The 1,837-nt window shown below is 48.7% G+C and carries 3 protein-coding genes; all 3 read right to left on the reverse strand.

Annotated elements, in window-relative coordinates; genetic code table 11:
• Positions 1 to 353 (reverse strand): amidohydrolase family protein (locus ACTIE6_RS23385; RefSeq protein WP_439558929.1); only part of this gene is annotated, 353 nt, incomplete at its 3' end.
• Positions 354 to 361: 8 nt separating this feature from the next.
• Positions 362 to 1,231, reverse strand: coding sequence for a fumarylacetoacetate hydrolase family protein (locus ACTIE6_RS23390; RefSeq protein ID WP_439558930.1), 870 nt, complete (start codon positions 1,229 to 1,231; stop codon positions 362 to 364).
• Positions 1,232 to 1,459: 228 nt separating this feature from the next.
• Positions 1,460 to 1,837 (reverse strand): SDR family NAD(P)-dependent oxidoreductase (locus tag ACTIE6_RS23395; RefSeq protein WP_439558931.1); only part of this gene is annotated, 378 nt, incomplete at its 5' end.

Genomic DNA, 1,837 nt, shown 5'->3' on the forward strand with positions numbered 1-1,837 from the left:
GGTTGCAGCAAAAAACCTTCGGGTTGTCCCTGCGCCACGTGCCGGAAGCCTCTCAGCTTTTCATACTGTGAATACCTTTCCAGCTTACCGTACAAATCGGATGAAAACAAATCGACCCAGCCCACAACACCTTTGATGAAATCATTGGCTTCGGCGAGTTGAAGCAGGAACTCTGTTTCCGAATCCGTTGAAGAAGCCTGCACAGCCACGCAGCCATTTACCCCGTTTTGCCTGAGTACGGGCCAGAGATTCTCGGGTAAAAAATCCTGTCGGATCGCGCCCATTTCCGGCGTAATCCATGAATCTCTTTCTTCATCAAAAATCCAGAAATGCTGGTGACTATCTATTATCATCGTTTATATTATTGATTAATCGCCTTCCACGCCACGGCTTCCTGCTTCTGGTTACCCAGCTTTTCAATGCCGAGCTCCACTATATCGCCCGGGTTCAGGTATACCTGCGGCTTCATACCCAGACCTACACCGGCGGGGGTACCTGTTGTGATCACGTCACCCGGCAGCAATGTCATAAACTGGCTGAGGTAACTGATCAGGAAAGGCACCTGGAATATCATATCGGAAGTATTGCTATCCTGAATCTTGTTTCCATTCAGGCTCAGCCACAAATCAAGGTTATTGGCATTTCCCACTTCGTCGCTCGTCACCAGGTAAGGTCCCAGCGGCGCGAAAGTATCGTTGCTTTTACCCTTCACCCACTGGCCACCGCGCTCCATTTGAAATGCGCGTTCGGAGTAATCGTTGTGCACTGCATAGCCGACTACATAATCCAATGCATTCGTTTCGTCTACATAGCTCGCCTTTTTACCAATAATCACGGCCAGCTCCACTTCCCAGTCTGTCTTTTCTGAATTCCGTGGGATGATCACCTGATCAAAAGGTCCGCACAAGGCAGAAGTCGACTTGAAGAATACGATGGGCTCTTTCGGCAATTCCGTAGCGCCGGACTCGTAAGCGTGTTTTGCATAGTTCATCCCAATGCAGACGATCTTGGAAGGACGCGCAATACAGGATCCGTAACGGAAACCTTCTTCTACCGCCGGGGCAGTAGCTGCATTTGTTTCCAGCCACTCGCTTAACCGGCTCAAACCGCCAGTTGCGAAGAATTTCTCATTAAAATCTTCTCCAAATGCAGAGACATCTATTTTTTTACCATCAGCAAGTTCAACCCCTGGTTTCTCCTGCTCAAAAGCACCAAATCGGAATAGTTTCATATTTTTTACTTCAGCTTTCGGCGGGCGGCTTTGGCCTATTTACTTCGGCTTTCGGCAGTCGGCTTTCGGCCTGTTTTTGGTTAAATTGATTTTTACATCGGCTTTCGGCAGTCGGCTTTCGGCCTGTGTTTATGTTGTTGTTAATCTTTAATACAAATTACCTTTTGTAAAGCAAAAGCAGCTTGCTGCAAAAAAAGCCGACGGCCGATTGCCGACAGCCGACAGCCGCTAATTATTCAACTTCTCAAATCCCCCATCAATCAAATAATCACAACCTGTAATGAAGCCGGCTTCGTCGGAGCAGAGGTATAGTGCTAGCGCGCCTATCTCTTCCGGTTTCGCCATTCTTCCGATGGGCTGTGTTTTTGATAGTTTTTCGAACATTTCTTCTTCTTGCCCCGGGTAGTTCTTTGCGATAAATCCATCGACGAATGGTGTGTGCACGCGCGCCGGTGAAATGCTGTTGCAGCGTATCCCTTCTGCGAGGTAGTCACGTGCCACTGATAAGGTCATAGAGTAAACCGCGCCTTTCGCCGTGGAATACGCAAACCTGTCGGGAATACCTACCGTGGCTGCAATAGAGGCCATATTCAGGATTACGCCGCC

The sequence above is a fragment of the Dyadobacter sp. genome (genome assembly GCF_051859145.1).
Lineage (GTDB): Bacteria > Bacteroidota > Bacteroidia > Cytophagales > Spirosomataceae > Dyadobacter.

Excerpts from the sequence above, each read along its gene's own strand:
- ACTIE6_RS23390 (WP_439558930.1), bottom strand. The coding sequence starts at position 1,231 with ATGAAACTATTCCGATTTGGTGCTTTTGAGCAGGAGAAACCAGGGGTT.